We start from the raw sequence: 20,690 nt of genomic DNA, 5'->3' as shown, positions 1-20,690 counted from the left end.
GCCTCGTCGGCCAGCCGACTGAGGCGACCCCATCGCCATGCACCCCCACGCCTCCACGGCGCCGGGGCAAATTCGTCCTAGCCGCTTCAGCAGCACGGACATCGGAGCCGCGCCAACACGATCACAAGAGGCAGGCAGGGTCGCTCAAGAATCATGGAACCCGCGCAGCACCGCGGGATCCCAGTGGCGCGACGGTTGTGGCACAGTCCGACCGCGAACCATGACGCCGTGGTCCTCCCTCACGATTCGCTGGGGTCGGAATGCCCATGGCGAGGGACGATGAATCGCATCGATACTCACCGCCACGGCCTCAGCGGATGTAGCCACACCGATCTATCGGCGCGCCATGAGCGCGCATAGCCGCGAGCCCGAGGGGCGGCCTCGCAGCGGTGAGATCGACTTACTGGTGTGGCAGGAGGTCAACCGAATCCGCAGCGAGTGGATCGTCGATCCGTGTCTGAGCACGATCGAACGCACGCTGAGTATCGATGAGGAAGCCAGGCAACTCACCGCCCGCATCATGCAGCGCGAATCCCATCTTCTTGACGAACTGATCGCGGGATGGATCAAAGCCTACGATCGGATCCCGACGGCCGATACCATCGCCTCCTTCGCGAACACCGCACACGCCGACTCCCGCAGACAAGTGCTGTGCGAGGACCTGTACTTTCTCCGGACTAGCTCAGATGTCGCCCTGGCCGTTCCTCTTGAACGCGCAAGGACCACGCTGTGAAATCGGCGGGGCTGGCGATCCTGAATGCCGGTGTCGACCTGCTCGAACGCCCGGAGAGCGACCGTTCGCTGAGCATGACGATGACGGCGCGGTCGCTCATCAGCTAGGCGGCCGCCACGACGAGAGCCGTGACCTTGGTGGTGAACCATGATCAGGTCATTCTGACTAACCGATCCGGCTGATCCCCGACCACAGGTCGCAATGATGCTGGGCGGCAAAGGAATCAGCGGTGCTGATCCCGGAGCTGCTCATTTCGAGGGTGGAGCCGGGGGTGGTCGGCCAGTCGGCGAAGTCCGCTGTCACCGGATCGCCGGTGTGGGCGAAACGTGACCAGCTCTGCTGGATGCGGCGGGAGAGCTGGTCGCCTGCAGGGGGCAGCGGGATCGGGATGCCGAGCAGCTCGGTGAACACGTAGGGTAGTTCGGCCGCGTGAAAGGCGCCGGGAAGCACCGGGTTCTGGCCGAGCGGCGCTTCGTTGAAGCGGTATTGCCAGACCTCGGCGCCACCGGCTCGTGCAGCCTCTGTAGTGAACAGTGCTGGGCACGCGAAGAATCCGTCGGTGAGCACCTTCTCCTTCGCCTTGACCGGGGAGGAGAAATCGGCTGGCGGGTATCGGTGCAAAACCTGGCCGGCGTTGTCGCCGAACAGTTCCTGTGCCCAGGTCAGGTAATCGGATTCATCGGGGATCGTGCCTTTCAGGTAGTCGAGCAGGGCGATGAAAGCGGCGCCCTCGTCGGCGTTGCTGCCGACCACCAGTGGCATGTCGCGGGCGGCTCCGGCGACGAGCGCCTGTTCGGGAGTGGAGGTCAACACGACCCCGTCCTGCACGGGGCTCCAGGTGACCGCCATCGAATGCAGTTCGGCGCTGGGTGAATCCAGGAGCTTCTCGACCGGTAGGGCGCGCAGGCAGTTCAGTCGCGTGTGCGGATCGCGGCAACCGAGGCTCGCCGCGTAGTCGGCCGACCGCTGGAAGGCGAGTTCCCTGTCCGGCGGTGACAGCGGGCTGCGCGCGCACGACCCGCTCTGGATGATCGCCCGGTGGAAAAGGCCCCGTGCCAGCGGCGAAGCGAGCTGCGTGCACACACTCATTCCGCCGGCCGATTCGCCGAAGATGGTGACATTGCCCGGGTCGCCACCGAACGCGGCCGCATTCTCCCGAATCCAGCGCAGCGCGGCCTGCTGATCGAGTGTGCCGTAGGTGCCGGTGATGCCGCCAGCGCCGTCGGCCAGTTCGGGTAGCGCGAGGAAACCGAACGGGCCGACCCGGTAATTGGGGATGGCCACGATGACCTTGCCCTCACGCACCAACCGGTCTGGGGAGTCGTACTGAGCGTTGGAGCCGAGTACGAAGGCGCCACCGTAAATCCACACCATCACCGGAAGATCCGCGCCCGCGGAGTTCTCCGGGACATAGATATCGATGCTCAGGCAGTCCTCGCTCGATTCCTGCACCGCCAGCCCGAACGGCGCCGGAGATACCTGCGGGCACTGCGGCCCATGCGCGAGGGCCGCGCGCACGCCTGTCCACGGAGCGGCGGGTTGCGGTGGGGCGAAACGGTTTGCGCCCGAGGCGGGTGCGGCGAACGGAACGCCGAGGTATTCGACGATCCCATTGGTGTGCCGACCGCTGATAGGCCCGCCTGCGACGGTGACCACCGTGTCGTCGGGTGCCGCAGCGGCCGGCGAAACCACCACCGCCGCACCGGCACTCGCGAGGACAACGGCCGCCGCCAGCAACTGACGGATGAAGTTCGGGCTCCGCAACGCACGCTCCCACAGAAAATACTTTTGAAACAAAACTACTGTAGGTGACCGGCCTCACAGGGGGAAGAGCGCGCGACCTATTCGTCCAGCACGGACAGCAATCGTTGCAAGGCCGGAACCGCGGATTCCAGGGCCTGTCGATCCTCCGGTGACAGTTTCGCCAGCGAGTCCCGCAGCATCGCCGCACTGGCCCGGTCGTACCTGGCCAGCAGTTCCCGCGCCCGCGACGACGCGACCAGAAGCGCCCCACGCCCATCCTGGGCCGACGGCACCCGATCCACCAGATTGGCCATCGTCCGTACCAGATTGCTCACCGTCGACTGCGCCACCTTGAGCTCGACCGCCGCACGCCCCGGCGCCAGACCATCCTGTGCTACCAGCAATCTCAGCAGCTCGATCTGCGCTTCCGGCAGATCGGGCAGTCCCTCCAGTACGCGCGTCCGCCGTAACACCGCTCGCCGCAACGGTCCGAGCAACGCACTCAACTGAGCTTCGACGCCATCTGCCATCCCGCCATTCTCCCGGCCTTCCACGAAAGGCTGTGCGCGGAACCCCGGCAGGCGGCCCGCACTCATCGACAGGGTTGTTGCTCGGTCGATGACGGCGCGGTCCGTCCGATTCGGATGAGCTTTTTGTTGACGAACTCATCGATGCCGTAGCGGCCTAGTTCACGACCGAAGCCGGATCTCTTGACGCCGCCGAAAGGTAGCTCCGGGCCCTCGGCGCCGACCGCGTTCACAAACACCATGCCGGCTTCGAGTCTGTCAGCGACACGATGTGCCTGGTTCATATCGGTGGTGAAGACGTACGAACCGAGCCCGAATGGGGTGTCGTTTGCCAGCTCCACTGCTTGTTCTTCATCGGCCGCCCGGTAGACGGCTGCGACTGGCCCGAACAACTCCTCTCGGAAGTCAGGCGGCAGGTTGGTCAACACACCAGGGGGGAAGAACGCGTCCCTGCGTTGTCCCTGTGTCGCGAGGATTGCTCCTGCGTCCACGGCGCGCTGTACCTGGTCTTCGAGATGTTCGGCCGCAGCGAGGGATGACAGTGGTGCTGTTGTGTCGGTTTTCGCCAGCACTCGAGTCGTGAACTTGTCCAAGAAGTCGTCGTAGATGTCGGCGGTCACGATGAAGCGTTTGGCAGCGTTGCAGGCTTGGCCGGTGTTCTCGAACCGCGCGGCGACGGCGGCGTCTACGGCGGCGTCGAGGTCTGCGGCGCTGAGCAGAATGAACGGGTCGGAACCTCCCAGTTCGAGTACGACCTTCTTGAGGTTGCGACCTGCGATCTCTGCGATGGCTGCCCCGGCTCGTTCGGAGCCGGTGAGCGAGACTCCCTGCACTCGGGGATCCGCAATTATGTCGGCGACCTGCGCGTTGGTTGCATAGATGTTGACGTAAGTTCCGGCGGGAAACCCTGCGTCGAGGAAGATCTGCTCGAGGGCGGCGGCCGATTCCGGGCATTGGGGTGCGTGCTTGAGAAGGATGGTGTTGCCCAGGGCCAGATTCGGTCCGGCGAACCGAGCGACCTGGTAGTAGGGATAGTTCCAGGGCATGATGCCCAGTAGCACGCCGACCGAACAGCGTCGGATCAGTGCGTCGCCTTCACCGTCGAGCACCGGGATCGGCTCGTCGGCCAGGAGCGTCTCGGCGCGCTCGGCATAGTACGAGTAGATGGCGGCGCTGAATTCCACCTCCCCGACGCACTCGTCCAGCGGTTTGCCCATCTCCTGATGGATGATCTGAGCAAGCTCGCCTTTGCGTTCCTCATGCAACTCCGACACTGTGCGGATCAGCGTGGCCCGTTCCGAGACGGTGGAAACACGTCCCCACTCACGGTGAGCAGCGGCCGCTGAATCCATGGCGTGACGGATGGACTCATCTGTCGCCGTCGGGTACTCCTTGACCACCTTGCCAGTCGACGGATCGGCCATCGCGTAGACAGTCATCGAATGCAACTCCTTGTCGTGCGGCGCGGGCGAGCCCGGGCGCAGTCCGAAACGATCCCGATTGTTGTGGGCGGTCCGGATACTGGAAGCGGTGTGGATTACCGGCGGCGGAAAACCGGTACGACTTCCCGGGTTCCGGGTGTCTGTAGTGGGCGGCGAGCCGATGTCCGGGAGTGCCGGTCGGGTCGGCTCGCCGGCGGCGTTGTCCTAGTTGGCTATGCGGCTTCTCATCCGGTGGTCACGCGGGGTGCGTGGTCACCAGCGGATGGGCGGGCAGCTTGATTCGATCGACTGCGACGCCTGCCTGGTAGACGTCACGGATTTCGCTGAGGTTGCGGATGTCGGCGAGAGGGTCTCGGTCGAGGAGGACGAAGTCAGCGAGCTTGCCTGGTTCGACGGAACCGATCAGGTCGTCCTTGCCGTACCCGCGGGCCACATTCAGGGTCGCTGCGGAGATGGCCTCGAGAGGCGACATGCCCTTTTCGACCATCGACTGGGTCCAGTGGAAGTGATCACCGCCGAGAGTCCAGGGGCGATCCTCACGCTCACCAGGGGTGAGGTCGGCGAGGTGGTCGACGCTGGGACAGCCCGCGTCGGTGCCCATCATGATCTTCGCGTTGGCGCCGATGAGCGCGCGCTCGTTGTCGGCGAATGCGCCACTGCCGAGCTGGGCTGCCCAGCTGCCGCACTCCTCGAGCACCCGTTGATGGTTTTCGTGCACGGTCTGCAGCTCCGCCCATGAGTCGCTGGCAACGATCTTGTCGAGCAGGGAGTGCGGGTAGGGCTGGCCCATCGTGTAGTTCGCGTGGATGAGCACGTCGGCCCCCAGCTCCACGGAGGTGTCCAGCGCCTCGATGGAAAGGCTGTGGGTCAGCACCGGGACACCGGCTGAACGAGCTTCCTCGACGATGACATCGAGTACGGGACGGGTGAAGGTCTGGTAACTCCGGTCGAAGCCGACTGTCATGAAGATGTGATCGCTGACCGCGATCTTGAGCATGTCCACTCCGCGACTCAGGTAGTCGCGCACCCGCGCGCGGACCTCGTTGCGGGGAAGCAGGCTGAGCTGGTGGCCGACGCCGGCCTCGAACATCTCGTCGATTCGGTTCACGAAGCTCTGCGCCGCTGCGCGGCGTCCGGCGAAGTGGAAGTCGGCGCTGAAGGGGCCGCCCATGCCGATGATGGTTCCGGCGGCGAAGATGCGGGCGCCTTGTGCAGTGCCGGCGTTGATCCGGTCGCGGGCCGCGAGAACGGGATCGATGGCGTTGTAGGTGTCGAACACGGTCGTCACGCCGTTGCGCAGGACCAGCTGCGCCGCCTCTTCGATCACCTCCGTGTAGCGGCCTTCCCATCGCGCGAGGTACTCGATGGTTCCGGGTCCCACCATGAACATCCAGGCGTCGAGCAGGTGGACGTTGCCGTTGATGTATCCGGGGACCATCCATTGGTTGCTGCCGTCGATGACGGTGACCCCTGCCGGGATCTCGGTGCTCGCCGTCGGCCCGATGGTCGTGAACCGACCTGCGTCCACGATCACCGTCGTCGCGGGCTTCGATGAGCCGCCTCGGCCATCGATCAGGTGAACGTTGGTCACCGCGAGAGTGTCAGACGTCATATCAGCGCTCCTTTGTAATCTAGGTCTCACCCACAGTATCCGAATCGTTCGATTCGGTAAAGCGGTGTTCGAATTGGGTAGTCTGACGGGATGGCGATGACGGCAGACGGCGCAGCGGCTGGCACCGATGGGCGTGCGCTCAGATGGGAGCACCGCAAGCCGGAACTTCTCCGTGCCGCAACCGATTACGTCCTCGAGACGGGCGTCGCGGACCTGACGTTGCGTCCCCTGGGCGCCGCGATCGGCGCCTCGATCACAACGCTGATCCGGCAGTTCGGCAGCAAGGACGAGCTCATTCGCGACATCTGCCAGGAGATCCATGGCCAGATGGTTGAGGCATTCGATCAGTTCTGGGCGCGCAGCAAGGGCCATCCGGTGGAGGTTCTGCGCAACTTGTGGAACCTCTGGCTAGCTCCCGAGTACTCGCGGCAGTTCGTCTTCCTGTTCGAGCTCTACGGCCTGGCCCTGCGCGAACCCGATCGCTACGAGTGGTTCCTCACCTCGATCGTCCATGATTGGATCGCGCCGCTGGAGGCGGCGTTGCTCGGTGAAGGGATCGACGAGGCGAGGGTCCGGACGGCCACGACCCTCGTTCTGGGCATCGTGCGTGGTCTCTATCTGGATCTTGCCGCGACCGGTGACGTTGAGCGGGTCAGTGCCGCCTACGATGTGGCGATGACGCTGCTTGGACCGGTGCTGGAGTCTCCCGGCGCCTGATCGCCCCTCCACCACCGTCTTCGGCGAACCGCCGCGGTCGCCGGCGCTCGTCGATCGGTGCATCTACGTCCTGCGCTGCCCACTGTCGGCAATCGGGGATTGCAGGCCATACCTTTCGGTGATGAAGTGCTGCAACCTTTCGGCGATTCCGCACAAGGTCCGGCTGCCTGGATGGCTGCTGTCCCACCACATGTCCAGGGGTATGCGGAGCAGTGATCGATCGGTGCGGACGGCTAGCGGGACGAGGTCGAATCGCGGATCGTCTGTGACAACGGCGATCCCTCGGCGGGCCGCGGCAAGGGCTTGGGCAAGGGTGCCGTTGGCCGCTTCGATCGTTTCCGTGTAGTTGCTGCCGGAGTCGAGCACAGCGGAGTTGAGGGCTCGGCGCGCGGCGAAGTCCGGCGGCACCAGAACCAGGGGCTGATCGACCAGCTCAGTTATCGCGATCCACCGGCGTCCGGCCCAGTGATGAGCTCCGGTGACATACGCCCAGACCGGCAGTTCCGCCAATCGGAGTCGGGTGAACCGCGGCCCGGGCGCCTCCGGGGTGATGACGAGATCGGCTCCCCGGGCGAGAAGGTCGCCGATATCCTCTCCGTCGGAGGCGAGCACATCCACGGTCGGGTCGCCGGGGGCGAGAGTGGCGACAAAAGGAGCAACGACATCGGTGAGCGTCACGGTCGGCGCGGCGATGGTCAAGTGACGCAGTCCCCCTCGGGCGTGGAACTCCGCTGCCACAGTGATCTGCTCCGCGGCGCGCATCAGCGCGCGAGCTTCGGGAAGCAGCGCGCGGCCTGCGGCAGAAAGCCGGAGCCTGCCGGTGGAGCGGTCGAACAGCTCGACGCCCAGGTCATGTTCGAGTTGGCGTAGCTGTCGAGACAGCGATGGCTGTGCCACGTGCACGCGCGCAGCCGCCGCGTTCACCGACCCGGCCTCATGGACGGCGAGGAAGTAGCGGATGTGACGCAGCTCCACCTATGCCTCCAAGGCATCAGATTCTGAACAACTAAGTCTTGGACAGTCTAGCTCTGGCGGCGGCACACTTGGCGCGGCCTTGAGACAGGAGCAGGACATGACCCCCATCAACGCGACCACTGCGGTTGTTCCCCAGGAGCGCCGTCTCGTGACCGAGATTCCAGGTCCCCGCTCGGCCGCACTCGCCGCGCGCCGGGAAGCCGCCGTTGCGCGCGGCGTGACGAGCGTCGTGCCGGTTTTTGCTGCTCGAGCCGGTGGCGGCGTTGTCGTCGATGTCGACGGGAACTCGTTGATCGATCTCGGTTCCGGCATCGCGGTGACAACAGTGGGGGCGAGTAACCTGCAGGTCGCCGCTGCCGTCGCCGAGCAGGCCGCGCTCTTTACTCACACATGTTTCATGATCTCGCCCTACGAAAGCTACGTCGCGGTGGCGGAGCGGTTAAACGAGCTGACGCCGGGCGATCACGACAAGCGCACCGTGTTGTTCAATTCCGGGGCCGAGGCCGTGGAAAATGCCATCAAGATCGCGCGGGCGACAACAGGGCGCAACGCCGTCGTCGCCTTCGACCACGCCTACCACGGCCGAACCAATTTGACGATGGCTCTGACCGCCAAATCCCTTCCGTACAAGCACAGTTTCGGTCCGTTCGCCCCTGAGGTGTACCGGATGCCTGCGAGCTACCCCTTCAGGGACGGCGGCATGGACGGAGCGCAGGCCGCGCGGCGCGCGATCGAGCTGATGGACAAGCAAGTCGGCGCCGAGGCGATCGCTGCGGTAGTCATCGAGCCGATTCAGGGCGAGGGTGGTTTCATCGTGCCGGCGCCGGGATTTCTGACCGTGCTGGCGGATTGGTGCCGCGCTCATGGAGTGGTGTTCATCGCCGACGAGGTGCAGAGCGGATTCGCGCGCACGGGAACATGGTTCGCGTGCGAGCACGAGAACGTCGTTCCTGATCTGATCACCATGGCCAAGGGCATTGCCGGCGGGATGCCGTTGTCGGCGGTGACCGGTCGAGCCGAGCTCATGGACTCCGTGCACGAGGGGGGCCTGGGCGGCACCTACGGCGGCAACCCGGTCGCGTGCGTCGCGGCACTGGCCGCGATTGATGAAATGACCACCCTGGACCTGCCTGCACAAGCCCGCCGCATCGAGGACACCGTGAAGTCGGCGCTGTGGGCGGTGGCTGAGAAGCTGGCCGACCAAGACCGTGGGGTGATCGGTGACATCCGCGGCCGCGGAGCGATGATCGCGGTCGAACTCGTGCGTCCCGGCACCGACGAACCCGCTCCGGCTCTCGCGCGCGCTGTGGCAGCCCACGCCCTGTCCCGCGGTGTGATCGTGCTGACCTGCGGCACCTTCGGCAACGTCTTGCGATTGTTGCCGCCCTTGGTCATCACAGAGGACCTGCTCGTCGAGGCGCTCGACGTTCTCGCCGACGCGCTCATGTCCTGCTCGCCTCGCTGAGGCCCGAGAAAGGAAATCCGATGCGAAGCCAGCCCACCACGATCGAGGCGGTCCTCGAGAAGGTGCCGACGGGCCTGTTCATCGCAGGCCGATCGGTTCCGGCCCAATCAGGGGCGACGTTTCCCGTTGTCGATCCCGCGACCGAGCAGACTCTGCTGTGCGTCGCCGATGCCACCGCGGCCGACGCGCAGCAGGCGATGGCAGCGGCGGTTGCCGCCGCCGGCTCGTGGGCGCAGACGGCGCCGCGCGAGCGCGCCGAGATCCTTCGCCGAGCCTTCGCGATCATCGAAGGCCGTGCCGAGGAACTCGCCCTGCTGATGACCCTCGAACTCGGGCGAGCACTGCCCGACAGTCGAGCCGAAGCGAAGTACGGGGCGGAGTTTCTTCGGTGGTTCTCCGAAGAGGCAGTCCGCATCAACGGGCGCTTCACCGCATCGCCCACCGGTAGCGGCCGAATACTGGTGACCCACATGCCCGTCGGGCCGTGTCTTGCCATCACGCCGTGGAACTTCCCCCTGGCCATGGGCACCAGGAAAATCGGGCCGGCCCTGGCCGCCGGGAACGTCATGCTGGTCAAACCCGCGAAGGAAACGCCGCTGACTATGCTGGTGTTGGCCGAGGCCTTCGAGCAGGCGGGCTTGCCCCCTGGTGTGCTCTCGGTGTTGCCGACCACCGACGCCCGCGGTGTGTCGACCGCCCTCATCACCGACGATCGGCTTCGCAAGATCAGTTTCACCGGCTCCACTCCGGTCGGCCGGTCGCTGCTGAAGCAGGCCGCTGACCGTGTTCAACGCACATCGATGGAACTCGGCGGCAACGCACCGTTCCTAGTCTTCGACGACGCGGACCTCGATGCTGCGGTCGATGGGGCGTTTGCGGCGAAGATGCGCAACGGGGGCGAGGCGTGCACCGCAGCCAATCGGTTCCTGGTGCAGCCCACCATCGCGGAACAGTTCACCGTGGCTCTCACGGCAAAGATGATGAGCCAGGTGCGCATGGGCCCAGGCTACGAGGACGGGGTGACGCTGGGCCCATTGGTCAGTGCAGCGCAACGTGATTCCGTCGCCGCGGCAGTGGAGTCCGCGGTCGCCGACGGCGGCCGGGTGCTGTTGGGCGGTACGGTGCCGGAGGGAAGAGGCTACTTCTACCCGCCCACCGTGATCGACCAAGTCGATCCGTATGCGCCTGTCACGCGCGAGGAGATCTTCGGTCCCGTCGTCGTGATCAGTACCGTCGAGACCGAGCAAGACATGATCGCCGCTGCCAACTCCACCGAATACGGTTTGGCCGCCTATGTCTACAGTCGCGATGCGCAACGGTGCTCACGGGTACCCGCCCGCTTGGAAGCGGGCATGGTGGGCGTCAATCGTGGCGTGATCTCCGATGTCGCGGCTCCCTTCGGCGGCGTCAAGCAGTCCGGCATCGGCCGTGAGGGAGGAGCCGAGGGAATCTCGGAGTACCAGTCGGTGCAGTATGTCGCGCTGCCGTGAGCCCATGGTGGTCACGGTGTCGGATTCGCGCGCTGTTGTCACCGTCGACGGTGGCATCGCTGAGCGGTAGACATCGCGCAGCGCGGTACGCCCGTGCGTCGGTCTGGCTGTGACATCGTCGTGTGCCTCGGGTGGATGGAGTAGCTGCTGAACCAGTATCGAGGTCAGCCGCCGATCGCGCTCATGGGGCGGTCGGGTTGGGCGAAGCCCGCGTGGTCGATCCCGTGACCCGCGGCCTTGTTCCACAGGGATCGGCGCCACGCGTCGGCGATAGCTTCGTCGGCGAACTCACCGCCATGGTCCTGCTCGCGTAGCAAGGGCCTGAGGTCGGTTTCGTCGGTGGCGAACAGGCAGTTGCGGAGCATGCCGTCGGCGGTGAGTCGCACGCGGTCGCAGTCGCCGCAGAAGGGACGGGTGACCGAGGCGATCAGTCCGATGGTGCCGGGACCGCCGTCGACGAGCCACCGTTCGGCGGGGTCGTGGTGGCGGGGGTGCGGGTCGGGGGTGAGGGTGTACCGGCGTTGCAACAGGGTCAAAACCTCCTCGGCGGTGACCATCGCTGATCGTTGCCAGCGTCGGCCGGCGTCGAGTGGCATCTGTTCGATGATGCGCAGCTCATATCCCTCGGCCAGGCAGTAGCGCAGCAGGTCGGGTGCTTGGTGGTCGTTCACGCCCCGAACGAGTACTGCGTTGATCTTGATCGGGTTCAGCGCGGCGTTTCGGGCGGCGGAGAGCCCGTCGAGAACATCGGCGAGTCGGTCGCGGCGGGTCATGGTGGCGTAGGTGGCCGGGTCGATGCTGTCGAGGGAGACGTTGATGCGATCGAGCCCGGCCCTGGCCAGTCCGTCGGCTTTGCGAGCGAGCCCTAATCCGTTGGTGGTCAACGACAACCGGGGCCTGGGTGTCAGCTCGGCGGCGAAGCCCACCAGTGCGGTCAGGTCCGCGCGCAGCAGTGGCTCGCCGCCGGTGAAGCGGATTTCCTCGATTCCGAGGTGTTCGACCGCGATCCGCATCAACCGCTGCAGTTCGCTGGTCGAGAGCAGCTCATCGGTGGGTAGCCAGCGCAGTCCCTCGGCGGGCATGCAGTAGGTGCAGCGCAGGTTGCACCGGTCGGTGAGAGATACGCGCAGGTCCTTGGCGACGCGGCCGAACCGGTCGATCAGCCGGGCGGAGCGATCGGGTCCGCCCGGCTGCGGCATCCCCAGCATGGTGCGGTGGGTCATGGTGGTTGCTCGGCGGGTCTCAGTGGACGTGCTGGGGTTGGTTGCGGCGGGATGCGGCGAGCATTTCCTCGCGTTCGACGACCTTGATCCGTTCACGGCCGTGGGGTTCGCCGAGGCTTCGCTCGTAGGCGTCGAGCAGGTACCAGCCGTCCCAGGTGGTGTATGGCAGCTGTAGGCGTTCGAGAAACTCGACGACTGCGTCCTCGCTGGGGTGGGTGGCCGTGGGCAGGTGTGCGGTGTCGCTGAGCAGGCAGGCGATGGTTTCGTTGGCGTCGCCTTTGGTGTGGCCGATGAGCCCGACCGGGCCGCGTTTGATCCAGCCGGTGACATAGACGCCGGGAACAGGCCGGGAGTCGTGGCCGATCACCCGACCTGCCTCGTTGGGGATGGTGCCGCTGGCGTGGTCGAAGGGCAGTGCGGGAAGCGCTGTGCTGAGATAGCCCACCGCCCGATAGACAGCTTGGACGTCCCAGTCGGTGAAGTGGCCGGTGCCGCGGACGTTGCCGGTTCCGTCGAGTTCGGTGCGTTCGGTGCGCAGGGCCGCGACTTTGCCGTCTTCGCCGAGGATTTCGTGGGGGGATTCGAAGAAGTGCAGGAACAGTTTGTGGGGGCGGTCACCGGGATCGCGGATCGCCCAATCCTGCAGGACGTTGGCGACCATGTCGACTTGTTTGGAGGCTCGTCGGGCGGCGTCGGAGGCGGCGTCGTAGTCGATGTCGGCGGGATCGACGACGACCTCGATGGTGGGTGAGTGGTCGAGTTCGCGTAGTTCCATCGGGGTGAACTTGGCCTGGGCGGGTCCGCGCCGGCCGAACACGTGGACTTCGACGGCCCTGTTGGCTTGGAGTCCGGCGTAGACGTTGGGTGGTATTTCGGTGGGCAGCAGTTCCTCGGCGGTCTTGGCCAGGATGCGCGCGACGTCGAGGGCGACGTTGCCGACGCCGAGGACGGCGACCTTTTCCGCGGTCAGGGGCCACTGGCGGGGTTTGTCGGGGTGGCCGTCGTACCAGGAGACGAACTCTGCGGCGCCGAAGCTGCCGTCGAGCTCGATGCCCGGGATGTCGAGAGCGCGGTCGTCTTCGGCGCCGGTGGAGAACACGACCGCGTCGTAGAACTGTTGCAGATCCTCGAGGGTGATGTCTGTGCCGTAGTCGATGTTGCCGAACAGCCGCACGTGTGGCTTGTCGAGGACCTTGTGCAAAGCGGTGATGATCGCCTTGATGCGCGGATGATCAGGAGCGACGCCGTAGCGGATGAACCCGAACGGGGCCGGCATGCGCTCGAACAGGTCGATCGATACCCCGCGGGTGGTAGCGGTGTCGGACTTCATGAGGGCGTCGGCGGCATAGATGCCGGCTGGACCGGCGCCGATGATCGCGACGCGCAGCGGGCGGGAGTGCATAGGGGTTGTCCTTGGTCTGTGGTGATCGCCGGCCGGGTCAGGGCAGGCCGCGCGGGGTGTGGTCAGTGCTGCCGTTGCGGCAGCTGGGCGATCAAGGCGGCATCGCGGTTGGTCTTGCCGAGTTTGGCTGCGCCACCGGGCGATCCGAGATCGTCGAAGAACTCGGCGTTGGCGCTGGTGTAGGAGGCGTATTCGGCGGGCAGGTCGTCTTCGAAGAAGATCGCTTCGACCGGGCATGCGGGCTCGCACGCGCCGCAGTCGACGCATTCGTCGGGATGGATGTAGAGCATCCGGTTGCCCTCGTAGATGCAGTCGACCGGGCATTCGTCGATGCAGGCCTTGTCCAGGACATCGACGCACGGTTCGGCCACGACATAGGTCATGGGTGGTTCTCTCTTCGGTCGGGCCGCGCTGTCATGTCGAGAATGCGCGGGTGAGGAGTTGGTCGAGCTCGGCGGTTGTCGAGCAGATCAGGCGCGGGCGCGCAGGATCAGGCAGGTGGTGGTGGCGTGGGCGACCAGGTTGTTGCCGTCGGCATCGTGGACGCGGCCTTCGGCGGTGGCGGTCGTGCGACCGGCGTGGATGACGCTGCCAACGGCGGTGAGGGTCTGGCCGTCGGTGGCGACCGACCTGATGTAGTTGACCTTCAGTTCCAGGGTGGTGTAGCCGACGCCGGCAGGCAGGGTGGTGTGCACTGCGCATCCCATGGCCGAGTCCAGCATGGTGGCGGCGATGCCGCCGTGGACGGTGCTCAGCGGGTTGGCGAAGTCGGGAACGGTGGTGAGGGTGAAGCCGACTCGGCCGTGTTCGACCTCGGTCAGCTCCATACCCAGCAAACGCCCGATCGAGGGAACATCATGTGGGCGAACCGTTTTGATCCATTGCATCACTTCCAAACCGGTCAGGGCGGCGATGTCGGTGCTGGTCACGGGTGCGCTCCTGTCATCGCGGAAGTCGTATCGGTGGAGGTGACCAGCTCGATGCGGGCCGGAACGTTCTTGTGCCACGGGGCGCCGGAGATCGGGTCGCGGCGGCGGGCGTCGGTGAGCTGGTTGAGCGCGACCCCGACCATGGCACCGTCTCCGTGATGGTCGAGTCCGAAGCCGTTGGGCAGGGCCGCGTGCCCGGCCTGCATGCGTTCGTCGATCTCGACCGCGGCCAGTGCGGAGCCGCGTTCGGTGACCACTCTGGCCTGGTCACCGTTGGCGAGGCCGAGTGCCTCGGCGTCGGGGCGGCTGAGTCGAAGGGCACCTTCGGTGTCGCGCAACCGCCAACGGTCGTCGTGGATGATCGTGTTCGCGGTGAACGGACGCCGTTGCCCCGCAGCCAGGACGACCGGGAATTGCGCACTGGTCTGCACCGCGGTGGCCGGATCGAGCTCGTCGAGGATGCGCAGCAGCTCGGGGATCGCGAGCGGGAACCGTTTGTCGGGATGGGGCAGGTAGTCCCAGGCGTCGTCCTGGCGGTCCTCGCTGAAGACCACCCCGGAGCGTCCCGCGACGATGGCATCGAACAACGCGTCGGCGTTGGCATGTCCGGCTCGTCGCATCGCGTCGGGGTAGGTGCGGGCGGTCCGTTGAGCCAGCGCCCACAGCACCGCGGCAGCGCGTGCGTTGCCGGGCAGGGTCGGGCCCAGCGTTTCGTACAACAGGAACGGCGCCATCGCCAGAGTCTTCTTGTCCAGCACAGCCAACGCCGCGAACGCAGTCCGAAATGGGGTGCGGCCCCATCTGGCCGCAGCCCGCAGCACGGCCAGATGCAGCGGCTTGACCGCACGCAACGCTCTGGTCAGCCTGGCGTAGATCTCGGGTTCGGGCAGCGTGCCCGGTAGCGGATCGAGCACTGGTGCACGCAGGTGGAAGCTGTTGCGGGGGAACTCGAAGTTGAAGAAGGTCGCCTCGTACTTCTCATACTGGGAGGCCGCGGGCAGGACGTAGTCGGCCAGACGCGCGGTCTCGGTCATGGTGACATCGATGACGACGACGAACTCGAGCTCGTGCAGCGCCCGGCGGAACATCTGTGAATCGGCCAATGAGTGGGCGGGGTTGGAGGATTCGATAAGCATCGCCCGGAACCGGTCCGGATGGTCGGTCACGATTTCTTCGGCGATGATGTTGCACGGCACCAGGCCCCCGGGCATCGGCGCGCCGGTGACCGGGGTGCTACGCATCCGTGTCGAGTAGTCGCCGAGCGGGAACATCCACGAATGCGGTTGCATGCCGCCCTGTTTCGCGAAGTTTCCGGTGACCAGCCAGATCAGCTTGTTCAGGTACGAGATCAGGGTGCTGTTGGGACTTTGCTGCACGCCGAGGTCCTCATAGGTCGACACGCTCGTCGCGGTACCGATACGGGTGGCCGCGCGCCGCAGCAGTTCTTCGTCGACTCCGCACACCGCGGCGTGGGCGCTGATGTCGATGGCGCGCACGACATCGGCCACCGTTTCGTAGTCGCGGGTGTGTTCGGCCAGGAATCGGTGATCGAGCAGGTCCTGTTGGACCAGGATCGCCAGGATCGCCGACAGGCACCAGGCATCGGTGCCGGGTTTGACCTGCAGGTGGAAGTCGGCGAGGTCGGCGGTTTCGGTGCGGATCGGGTCGATGACGATCATGCTGCGTGCCGGGTCTTTGCTGATCTCCTTGAGCACGGTGCGGGCCCGGGCGACACCATGGCTCTGGAAGGGGTTCTTGCCGATGAACACCGAGACTTCGGCGTGCTCGAAGTCGCCGTGGGTGTGACCGCCGGTGAAGTGGGCATCCACCCAGGCCTCACCGGTCTTCTCCTGGGCCAGCGGATTGGAACGATATCGCGAGCCCAGGCCCTTGAGGAATGGGCCGGCGTAGGCGCCGCCGAGGTGGTTGCCCTGCCCGCCACCGCCGTAGAAGAAGATCTTGTCCCCGCCGTGAGTGTCGCGCACCGCGGCGAACCGTTGCGCGATCTCGGCGATGGCGGTGTCCCAGTCCACGGGCGTGAACGTGCCGTCGGCTTCGCGCCGCAACGGCGTGGTCAGGCGCTGACTGCCGTTTTGGTAGTGGTCCAAGCGCAGTGCCTTGTTGCAGGTGTAGCCGTGGGTGGACACATGGTCTTTGTCTCCGCGGATCTTGCGGAAGGTCCTCTGTCCTTCGACGGTGAGGATCTGCACCCCGCAGTTGTTCTCGCACAGGATGCACGCCGTTTTGTGCCAGGTGCCGTCTTCGGTAGCCGTTTCAGGAGGCATTGCGATGCTCATCTTCTTCTCGGATGGCGGACTTCGGGGATGTGAGCGCGAGCGACCCGCGGGGTTGCCGTGAACTTTCCGGCCGGCGGCCGGTCGATCAGTGAGGTCTCGAGACTTCGCGGATGCAAGACTTCACATATGAGAGCACATGCTCCATAATTAAACCAGAGCGCGTGCTCCAATTCTTGAGTGAGTAACGTCACCGGTCCCTCGTCGGGGGCGCAAGCCGCTGAACTGGGACTATGTCGCCCGGCCGCGCGAGCGCCCCCTTTCTAGAGCGGATGCTCTGTTATGCTCCGTTCATGCCCCGCCCTCGTGTACACGCCCTGGATCCCCTCATGGATGCCGCCGAACAGCTGGCCGTCGACTCCGGACACGCCTCGGTCACGGTTCGCGCGCTTGCGGAGGCCACCTCGGTGTCCAACGGCGTGATCTACCACGCCTTCGGGTCCCGCGCCGGGCTGATGGGGCGGGTCTGGCTGCGCGCGGCACAGCGATTTCTGACGCTGCAGCGTGAGGCGGTCGATCGCGTGCTGGCCGCAGGCAACTCCCCCGCAGACGCGATCGAGGCGGTCGTCGCCGCTGCCGATACCCCCGCCGAGTTCCTCCTCCAGCAACCGGTCTCGGGGCGTTTCCTGCTGACCGTGCCGCGCCGTGAACTCCTCGGTTCCAGCGAGATCCCCGACGACATCGCCGAGGAACTACGCCAGCTCGATCAGACCCTGACCGAGCTGTTCGTCACCCTGTCGCGCGGCGTGTTCGACCGCGCCGACCGCGAGGCTGTCGCCGTCATCCGCGATTGCGTGGTGCAACTACCCACCGCTCTGCTGCTGCGCGGCCGCCGAACCCCCGACCCCGTGGTGCGCGCACGCCTCGCGGCCGCGGTCCGCGCCGTACTGGCCGCGCCCCTCCCCAGCGCCACACCCACCACCACGAAGTGAAAGGCACCACCATGACAGCCGACCTGCACTACCAGGACAAGATCGCCGTGCTGAACCTCGGCGACGACGAGAACCGGTTCTCCCCCGACTGGCTCGACACCGTCAACACCCACCTCGACGCCGTTGAGCGCGACGCCCACGGGCTGGTCACCACCGGCAGCGGCAAGTTCTACTCCAACGGCCTGGACCTGGACTGGCTCATGGCCAACGGCGACCGCGCCGAATGGTACGTCGGCCGCGTCCAAGAACTGTTCGCCCGCATCCTCACCTTCCCCCTGCCCACCATCGCTGCGGTCAACGGCCACACCTTCGGCGCCGGCGCCATGCTGGCCATCGCCCACGATTACCGCGTCATGCGCGAAGACCGCGGTTACTACTGCTTCCCCGAGGTCGACATCAACATCCCTTTCACTCCCGGCATGGCCGCACTCATCCAGGCCAAGCTCAGCCCTCAGACCGCGGTCACCGCCATGACCACCGGCTACCGCTTCAACGGCCCGGACGCCCTGGCCGCCGGGCTCGTCGACGCCACCGCCACCGACCCCGAGGTACTCACCACCGCCATCACCCGGCTCACCCCCCTCCTCGGCAAGAACCCCGCCACCCTCGCCGCCATCAAGACCACCATGTACAGCGCCGCCACCGCGGCACTGCGCTGACACCGCTCGAAAGAGGAAGACCAACGATGACAACCACCACGGACACGCCCGCCAGCGCCAATCTCGGACTGTGGAACACGTTGCAGCGCTTGCCGTTCGGCAACTGGCTCTTCACCCAGGCGCTGTGCTTCAAGGCCCCCTATTTCCGTAGCGTGCACCCGCTTCTGCAGGAACTGCGGCCCGGACTGTGCCGGGTCAGCGCCCCGAACCGGCGCAGCGTCCACAATCACCTTGGCACTTACCATGCCATCGCTTCCTGCAACATGGCCGAGCTCGCCGGCGGCATGATGACCGACGCGACCATCCCCGCCACCCACCGGTGGATCCCGGTCGGAATGAGCGTGGAATACAAGTCCAAGGCAACCACCGCGGTGACCGCCGTCGCGCGCCTCGACCCCATTCCCGAGTTCGGTGACGAACCCACCGAACTCGTCGTCCCGGTCGATGTCCTCGACGCCGACGGCACAGCCTTCGTCACCGCCCGGATCACGATGCACGTTTCCAAGAAGCGCTGACGCCGGCACCGATTCGCAAGCCGCCGGTACGACCCTGCGCGAACCAGGTGCAGCCCACCGGTGCTTATCGCAGCATCGGCGAGGGAAGGTCCACGGTTCGGGACTGCGATCGGATCGTGCGCATCTGGATGAGCTTCTGGTGGGCTGCGTCGAGGCTGATCTGGAGGCCGTCGACTTCGCCGAGCCAGCCGCGTTCGGTGGCTTCGCGCAGCCGGTCGTTGAGGTTGACGACGATGGCCAGCAGCTGCGGTTCCTCGGGTCCGGGCGCAGAACTGGGCATCGGATACAGGCGTGCTGGTGCGATTCCCCGGAATCTTGCTGAGTTGCAGGTGACGGTGTTGTGCGGATGGCGTTGTTGCACGCTTGCCGGTCAGCGGCTCCGCACCGTGATCGGGGCGGTCACAGCGAAAACTTGCGAGCCGGTGGTAGCCGTACGGACCTGCGCTGCCGCGGGCTGGATTTGTCGGATAAGTCCGTCGGGCACACCTACTGTCCCTGCGTGGACCTCACTCAGTGCTTGGTTGCGGGGCGGTTCTACCGGGTCGAGCCGCCGTTGCGGGCACGGGCCTAAGTCCGGGGCCTGCTAGCTAGACCGGGTGCCCCAGGCGTTACGTCCAGCTGAAATGCGAACCTTGTCTCAGCCCTGGGAGGACACCGATCAGGCAGCGTTGACCAGTGACCCGCCAAGCCCTGATGGCGATCATCAGGTTACAAGGCGCATTCGGACTTGACTAGGGTCGACATGTGAGTCAACGTAGTAGGTATGCGCTAGTCGGCTGCCCACAGTCCAGGCGAAAGCCTTGCGGGCAGATCTCAAGTCTGGAACACGAAGCTTGACTAGGTAGGCAGGCCTTGATGGCTTCGGTAGCACACGGTGCCAAATTGATCGTAGCATTCCCTAAGGGAGGAATACATTGATCAGGCCCGATTCTCCCAACGAACCGGATGACGATTTACGAATTGAAGCGGTGTCGCCCGCAGTGGACGAGTCAGATACCGTGACGGGATACAACACGTGCTTCGACCCAGCGGAGGACTGTACAAGTCCCGGTCCCGGTCCCGGTCCCGGTCCCGGTCCCGATCCCGATCCCGATCCCGATCCCGATCCCAATCCCAATCCCAATCCCAATCCCAATCCCAATCCCGACAGCGGCAACTGATAGCCGCGGCACTCTTCATATCAGGTACATGCTCGTTGCTATCTGGCCGCGCAGACTTGAGGATTAGAGGGGCCGGTTATGATGAGGACTCATGTAACACGTTACGGGGTTGCATATCGGCAACCTTATCGTCATGAGATTTTCAGCCAGTCTGCTGTCGGCCTTGGATGCGTAGAAATCACCGCAGAGCAGTTCTTGCCCCTGACGCCATCCCGTAGAGATGAGCTCGAGAGGCTAAGCGACGCCAATCATATGCTGGTGCATGGATTGAACCTGAACGTCGGTTCGGTCAATACGCCGTGCCCTAGATATATGAATGATGTATCCGAACTTCTGGACATTACGGGCGCGCCCTTCTTCTCGGACCACCTTGCAATAACGAAAGTCGGCGAAGTAGCTCTGGGTCATTTCGCTCCGGTGTGGTTCACCGAGGGGAATCTCTCGGTGGCGATCCGCAATATAGACATAGCGCAGCGGGCCATGGGGGTCAGATTGGTATTGGAAACCATAACATCACATTTTGACCTGCCGGCAGCCGATATGGAACTTCACGAATTCATGAATAGAGTGTGCACTGAAACTGGTTGCGGTGTGCTATTAGATATCTCAAACATATATATAAATTCTCGCAACCAGGCGCGAAATCCCATGCATGTAGTGGAAAATCTAAACTCTGGTAACGTGGTGCAATTTCACCTGGCGGGATTTACTGAAGTGGGCGGCGTCTTTTTCGACTCACACAACCAAGCGATTGACGACAGGGTTTGGAGCCTGTACGAGGGTGCAATCCGGGTCCATTCGCCGACGTACATCGTCATCGAACGCGATGGTAATCATGAATCGCTCAACGCGTTGCTTAGGGAGCTGGAAGT

General features: G+C 65.1%; 19 protein-coding genes. 8 read left to right on the top strand and 11 right to left on the bottom strand.

Annotation, left to right across the window (positions count from 1 at the left end):
• Positions 1-346: 346 nt before the first annotated feature.
• Complete coding sequence (locus tag ACFWF2_RS28680) at positions 347-733, top strand: hypothetical protein (RefSeq protein ID WP_379310574.1); 387 nt, start codon at positions 347-349, stop codon at positions 731-733.
• Between the two features lie 165 nt (positions 734-898).
• Here ACFWF2_RS28680 and ACFWF2_RS28675 read toward each other — a convergent pair whose 3' ends face one another.
• From ACFWF2_RS28675 to ACFWF2_RS28660, 4 genes are all read right to left on the bottom strand, one after another.
• On the bottom strand, positions 899-2,497 hold the full coding sequence (locus ACFWF2_RS28675; protein ID WP_379310573.1) for a carboxylesterase/lipase family protein: 1,599 nt from the start codon (positions 2,495-2,497) through the stop codon (positions 899-901).
• A gap of 77 nt (positions 2,498-2,574) precedes the next feature.
• A complete protein-coding gene (locus ACFWF2_RS28670) occupies positions 2,575-3,072 on the bottom strand; it encodes a MarR family winged helix-turn-helix transcriptional regulator (protein WP_379310572.1) in 498 nt (165 codons plus the stop codon).
• Positions 3,069-4,442: an NAD-dependent succinate-semialdehyde dehydrogenase gene (locus ACFWF2_RS28665; RefSeq protein ID WP_379310571.1), complete on the bottom strand. Its 1,374-nt coding sequence runs from the start codon at positions 4,440-4,442 to the stop codon at positions 3,069-3,071. The genes ACFWF2_RS28670 and ACFWF2_RS28665 overlap by 4 nt, the downstream gene beginning before the upstream one ends.
• A 238-nt stretch (positions 4,443-4,680) precedes the next feature.
• Positions 4,681-6,057 (bottom strand): amidohydrolase family protein, encoded by a 1,377-nt coding sequence (locus tag ACFWF2_RS28660; RefSeq protein ID WP_379310569.1) that lies wholly within the window; start codon positions 6,055-6,057, stop codon positions 4,681-4,683.
• 90 nt (positions 6,058-6,147) lie between these two features.
• Between ACFWF2_RS28660 and ACFWF2_RS28655 the strand changes: the two genes are divergently transcribed.
• Positions 6,148-6,774: a TetR/AcrR family transcriptional regulator gene (locus ACFWF2_RS28655; RefSeq protein ID WP_379310568.1), complete on the top strand. Its 627-nt coding sequence runs from the start codon at positions 6,148-6,150 to the stop codon at positions 6,772-6,774.
• Between the two features lie 63 nt (positions 6,775-6,837).
• Here the strand turns inward: ACFWF2_RS28655 and ACFWF2_RS28650 are convergent, their stop codons facing one another.
• Positions 6,838-7,749: a LysR family transcriptional regulator gene (locus ACFWF2_RS28650; protein WP_379310567.1), complete on the bottom strand. Its 912-nt coding sequence runs from the start codon at positions 7,747-7,749 to the stop codon at positions 6,838-6,840.
• Between the two features lie 97 nt (positions 7,750-7,846).
• On the opposite strand from ACFWF2_RS28650, the gene gabT reads away from it, so the two are divergent.
• Positions 7,847-9,214: a 4-aminobutyrate--2-oxoglutarate transaminase gene (gene gabT / locus ACFWF2_RS28645; RefSeq protein ID WP_379310566.1), complete on the top strand. Its 1,368-nt coding sequence runs from the start codon at positions 7,847-7,849 to the stop codon at positions 9,212-9,214.
• Positions 9,215-9,234: 20 nt separating this feature from the next.
• On the top strand, positions 9,235-10,704 hold the full coding sequence (locus ACFWF2_RS28640; protein WP_379310565.1) for an NAD-dependent succinate-semialdehyde dehydrogenase: 1,470 nt from the start codon (positions 9,235-9,237) through the stop codon (positions 10,702-10,704).
• Positions 10,705-10,868: 164 nt separating this feature from the next.
• Here ACFWF2_RS28640 and moaA read toward each other — a convergent pair whose 3' ends face one another.
• The 5 genes from moaA to ACFWF2_RS28615 all read right to left on the bottom strand — a co-directional run bounded on the left by moaA (position 10,869) and on the right by ACFWF2_RS28615 (position 16,555).
• Positions 10,869-11,927, bottom strand: a complete 1,059-nt coding sequence (gene moaA, locus ACFWF2_RS28635) for a GTP 3',8-cyclase MoaA (protein ID WP_379310564.1) — start codon at positions 11,925-11,927, stop codon at positions 10,869-10,871.
• A gap of 19 nt (positions 11,928-11,946) precedes the next feature.
• Positions 11,947-13,329: an FAD-dependent oxidoreductase gene (locus ACFWF2_RS28630; protein ID WP_379310563.1), complete on the bottom strand. Its 1,383-nt coding sequence runs from the start codon at positions 13,327-13,329 to the stop codon at positions 11,947-11,949.
• A gap of 62 nt (positions 13,330-13,391) precedes the next feature.
• Complete coding sequence (gene fdxA / locus ACFWF2_RS28625) at positions 13,392-13,712, bottom strand: ferredoxin (RefSeq protein WP_379310562.1); 321 nt, start codon at positions 13,710-13,712, stop codon at positions 13,392-13,394.
• A gap of 87 nt (positions 13,713-13,799) precedes the next feature.
• Positions 13,800-14,216 (bottom strand): PaaI family thioesterase, encoded by a 417-nt coding sequence (locus ACFWF2_RS28620; protein ID WP_379310575.1) that lies wholly within the window; start codon positions 14,214-14,216, stop codon positions 13,800-13,802.
• Positions 14,217-14,254: 38 nt separating this feature from the next.
• Positions 14,255-16,555, bottom strand: a complete 2,301-nt coding sequence (locus ACFWF2_RS28615) for a molybdopterin-dependent oxidoreductase (RefSeq protein WP_379310561.1) — start codon at positions 16,553-16,555, stop codon at positions 14,255-14,257.
• A 290-nt stretch (positions 16,556-16,845) separates the two neighbouring features.
• Between ACFWF2_RS28615 and ACFWF2_RS28610 the strand changes: the two genes are divergently transcribed.
• The 3 genes from ACFWF2_RS28610 to ACFWF2_RS28600 are packed head-to-tail and all read left to right on the top strand — an operon-like array spanning position 16,846 to position 18,658.
• Positions 16,846-17,484 (top strand): TetR/AcrR family transcriptional regulator, encoded by a 639-nt coding sequence (locus ACFWF2_RS28610; protein WP_379310560.1) that lies wholly within the window; start codon positions 16,846-16,848, stop codon positions 17,482-17,484.
• 11 nt (positions 17,485-17,495) lie between these two features.
• Positions 17,496-18,143, top strand: coding sequence for an enoyl-CoA hydratase/isomerase family protein (locus tag ACFWF2_RS28605; RefSeq protein WP_379310559.1), 648 nt, complete (start codon positions 17,496-17,498; stop codon positions 18,141-18,143).
• Between the two features lie 26 nt (positions 18,144-18,169).
• Positions 18,170-18,658 (top strand): hotdog fold domain-containing protein, encoded by a 489-nt coding sequence (locus tag ACFWF2_RS28600; RefSeq protein ID WP_379310558.1) that lies wholly within the window; start codon positions 18,170-18,172, stop codon positions 18,656-18,658.
• A gap of 64 nt (positions 18,659-18,722) precedes the next feature.
• Here ACFWF2_RS28600 and ACFWF2_RS28595 read toward each other — a convergent pair whose 3' ends face one another.
• Entirely contained in the window at positions 18,723-18,938 is a 216-nt protein-coding gene (locus ACFWF2_RS28595; protein ID WP_379310556.1) for a hypothetical protein, read from the bottom strand.
• Between the two features lie 958 nt (positions 18,939-19,896).
• On the opposite strand from ACFWF2_RS28595, the gene ACFWF2_RS28590 reads away from it, so the two are divergent.
• Positions 19,897-20,690 (top strand): DUF692 family multinuclear iron-containing protein (locus tag ACFWF2_RS28590; protein ID WP_379310555.1); only part of this gene is annotated, 794 nt, incomplete at its 3' end.

It is taken from the genome of Nocardia sp. NPDC060259 (genome assembly GCF_042728775.1).
Lineage (GTDB): Bacteria > Actinomycetota > Actinomycetes > Mycobacteriales > Mycobacteriaceae > Nocardia.
This window is presented reverse-complemented; position numbering and strand designations above follow the sequence as displayed.

Excerpts from the sequence above, each read along its gene's own strand:
- ACFWF2_RS28670 (WP_379310572.1), bottom strand. The coding sequence starts at position 3,072 with ATGAGTGCGGGCCGCCTGCCGGGGTTCCGCGCACAGCCTTTCGTGGAA.
- ACFWF2_RS28610 (WP_379310560.1), top strand. The coding sequence starts at position 16,846 with ATGCCCCGCCCTCGTGTACACGCCCTGGATCCCCTCATGGATGCCGCC.
- ACFWF2_RS28615 (WP_379310561.1), bottom strand. The coding sequence starts at position 16,555 with ATGAGCATCGCAATGCCTCCTGAAACGGCTACCGAAGACGGCACCTGG.
- ACFWF2_RS28640 (WP_379310565.1), top strand. The coding sequence starts at position 9,235 with ATGCGAAGCCAGCCCACCACGATCGAGGCGGTCCTCGAGAAGGTGCCG.
- ACFWF2_RS28595 (WP_379310556.1), bottom strand. The coding sequence starts at position 18,938 with ATGCCCAGTTCTGCGCCCGGACCCGAGGAACCGCAGCTGCTGGCCATC.
- ACFWF2_RS28665 (WP_379310571.1), bottom strand. The coding sequence starts at position 4,442 with ATGACTGTCTACGCGATGGCCGATCCGTCGACTGGCAAGGTGGTCAAG.
- ACFWF2_RS28630 (WP_379310563.1), bottom strand. The coding sequence starts at position 13,329 with ATGCACTCCCGCCCGCTGCGCGTCGCGATCATCGGCGCCGGTCCAGCC.
- ACFWF2_RS28600 (WP_379310558.1), top strand. The coding sequence starts at position 18,170 with ATGACAACCACCACGGACACGCCCGCCAGCGCCAATCTCGGACTGTGG.
- moaA (WP_379310564.1), bottom strand. The coding sequence starts at position 11,927 with ATGACCCACCGCACCATGCTGGGGATGCCGCAGCCGGGCGGACCCGAT.
- ACFWF2_RS28605 (WP_379310559.1), top strand. The coding sequence starts at position 17,496 with ATGACAGCCGACCTGCACTACCAGGACAAGATCGCCGTGCTGAACCTC.
- ACFWF2_RS28660 (WP_379310569.1), bottom strand. The coding sequence starts at position 6,057 with ATGACGTCTGACACTCTCGCGGTGACCAACGTTCACCTGATCGATGGC.
- ACFWF2_RS28655 (WP_379310568.1), top strand. The coding sequence starts at position 6,148 with ATGGCGATGACGGCAGACGGCGCAGCGGCTGGCACCGATGGGCGTGCG.
- ACFWF2_RS28620 (WP_379310575.1), bottom strand. The coding sequence starts at position 14,216 with ATGCAATGGATCAAAACGGTTCGCCCACATGATGTTCCCTCGATCGGG.
- ACFWF2_RS28680 (WP_379310574.1), top strand. The coding sequence starts at position 347 with ATGAGCGCGCATAGCCGCGAGCCCGAGGGGCGGCCTCGCAGCGGTGAG.
- fdxA (WP_379310562.1), bottom strand. The coding sequence starts at position 13,712 with ATGACCTATGTCGTGGCCGAACCGTGCGTCGATGTCCTGGACAAGGCC.
- gabT (WP_379310566.1), top strand. The coding sequence starts at position 7,847 with ATGACCCCCATCAACGCGACCACTGCGGTTGTTCCCCAGGAGCGCCGT.